We start from the raw sequence: 2,011 nt of genomic DNA, 5'->3' as shown, positions 1-2,011 counted from the left end.
AGCTAAGTTCAACGAGTGATTTCCTCGTTCCTCGGAACTTCTCGTTTGCACTAAGCTTTCAGTTTGATTCCGGCCTCGATAAAAATAGGCCGCTCATCAGCCTCCAACGTTCGATACTTATTTAAACCATGTTTACACGAATAAGGTAATAAGGTTTTATAAAAATGTCTAGCTGCACACCAAGGCTACTAAGGTTGAGGAAAATAAAATAAGGTTTTTGGGAAATCACGAAACAACAGGTTTCCGAACCGCGATTTAACGACCGTTCGTTCCGTTAACAGCGGGAACACCAGGGGCTTTGCCCCTTAAACCCCATTTCATTTCCTTTTCTTGATGAAAAGAAACGAAACAAAGAAAAATCAAGAAAATTTAATCCTTCCTCCCACAAGGCCTTCGCCGGCCCGGGCCAAATTTTCGGGCCTGCCCACTTTTCGCCTCCCGGCGAATTGGGGGACAGCGCAAAATAAAAACCTTATTTACCTGGCCAACCTTAGTAGAAAAGACACCGCACCGAACCTCCTGCCAACCTTATTACCTTATTTAAACCGAGGTTACACAAATACAGTAATAAGGTTTTATAAAAATGTCTATTTGCTCAAAAGACTACTAAGGTTGAGGAAAATAAAATAAGGTTTTTGAAGGATGAATGGGGCGCGTTGCACCGAAGAATGGGACGCAGATAACACGGATTTATTTTGATCGTTATGATTTAAACTGGCCGCTGGCAATTGGCAACTGGCGACTGAAAACTGATAACTGAAAACTGGAAACTCTCCTTTCCCTTGGCTTCCCGGAACGATTCGCTTAGCCTGATTTATGCCAGGCGCGCTGTTCAATAAAATGATGGGTTGACCGGATATTCTGCAGGAGAAGTTCTCCAAGTTCAAGAACCTCAGGTACCAGATCAGTAATGGCTTCGGGAATATACTCATGCGTTATCTGGTTACGCAGATCACGAATATCAATCAGCTGATCGGCTGAACCGATCAAGCCCATTTTTTCAGCCTTATTCAACAAATCGATAAATGGGACAAAAGGCTCGTGAAGCAACATCCACACAGTCCGTAACACCTTCTTTGTATATAGATCTGAAGTCCTCCCGAATTTTGAAGTCAATGAATCAAAGGATTCCATCTCCTCAAAGGTATAGTGCTCTTTTCGTGGGATTTGACCGCATTTCCGCATCGACATTTCCAGTGTTATAACCGAACGTTCGAGCTGGCCTATTTCTTCCTGCAGCAAACAAACCAAGGTATCTTGATTGATTTTACTCATAGCAACAGGGCTTCTTTTGAAATGAGTTGTTTAAAAATGGATTGATCGTGCCGGGAGAATTGCACCAAGTCGATTTTTTGCCAGCCGAATTTTTTATAAAACTCACGCCGAAACAATCTAATCTGCTTTTTATCAATGGAACAATCCGACAACAACATCAGATCAATATCACCACCCGCCTGATCGTCATGCAACCTGGAGCCAAAAAGGTAAACATCGGCCCCCGGAAACAGGCTGGCAGCCTTTTGTTTGATAAATGTTTTTATTTCCGGTTTCAAACGCATAGTACAAAGATAACACTCTTTTTGAGATGAAAACGGACCATCATTCGGAAGGATGAAGGATGAATGTCGAATGATGAATGGGGCGCGTTGCACCGAAGAATGGGACGCAGATGACGCGGATAAATTTTGATATTTATGATTTAATGTGTAATCCTTTACGCAGGCATTTCTCTGCACCGATCCACGCAGATGGCCCTGCGGGCTTTGAAAAAAACCTTATTCATTTGGCCAACCTTAGTAGAAAAGACACCGCACCAAACCTCCTACCAACCTTATCACCTTATTTAAACTGGATTTACACGAATACAGTAATAAGGTTTTATAAAAATGTCAATCTGCACACAAGGCTACTAAGGTTGAGGAAAATAAAATAAGGATTTTGGGAAATCAGATTCCCTTCCATGGCTTTCTAATCCCCCCGCAGGACGCACCATAAAAAAAAAAAAAAAAAA

The 2,011-nt window shown here is 42.1% G+C and carries 2 protein-coding genes; both read right to left on the bottom strand.

Annotated elements, in window-relative coordinates:
• Positions 1–804: 804 nt before the first annotated feature.
• Positions 805–1,275 carry a hypothetical protein gene (locus N2K84_RS20080; protein WP_282593621.1) on the bottom strand — a complete coding sequence of 157 codons (471 nt, stop codon included), beginning with the start codon at positions 1,273–1,275 and terminating at the stop codon, positions 805–807.
• On the bottom strand, positions 1,272–1,559 hold the full coding sequence (locus tag N2K84_RS20075; protein ID WP_282593620.1) for a nucleotidyltransferase domain-containing protein: 288 nt from the start codon (positions 1,557–1,559) through the stop codon (positions 1,272–1,274). The genes N2K84_RS20080 and N2K84_RS20075 overlap by 4 nt, the downstream gene beginning before the upstream one ends.
• Between the last annotated feature and the right edge of the window lie 452 nt (positions 1,560–2,011).

It is taken from the genome of Gaoshiqia sediminis (genome assembly GCF_025907915.1).
GTDB classification, from domain to species: Bacteria; Bacteroidota; Bacteroidia; order Bacteroidales; family Prolixibacteraceae; genus Gaoshiqia; species Gaoshiqia sediminis.
The sequence above is the reverse complement of the archived record's forward strand: the minus strand, read 5'-3'. Positions and strand labels throughout refer to the sequence as shown.

Bases quoted from the DNA above. Each gene is read 5' to 3' on its own strand.
- N2K84_RS20080 (WP_282593621.1), bottom strand. From the start codon at position 1,275: ATGAGTAAAATCAATCAAGATACCTTGGTTTGTTTGCTGCAGGAAGAA.
- N2K84_RS20075 (WP_282593620.1), bottom strand. From the start codon at position 1,559: ATGCGTTTGAAACCGGAAATAAAAACATTTATCAAACAAAAGGCTGCC.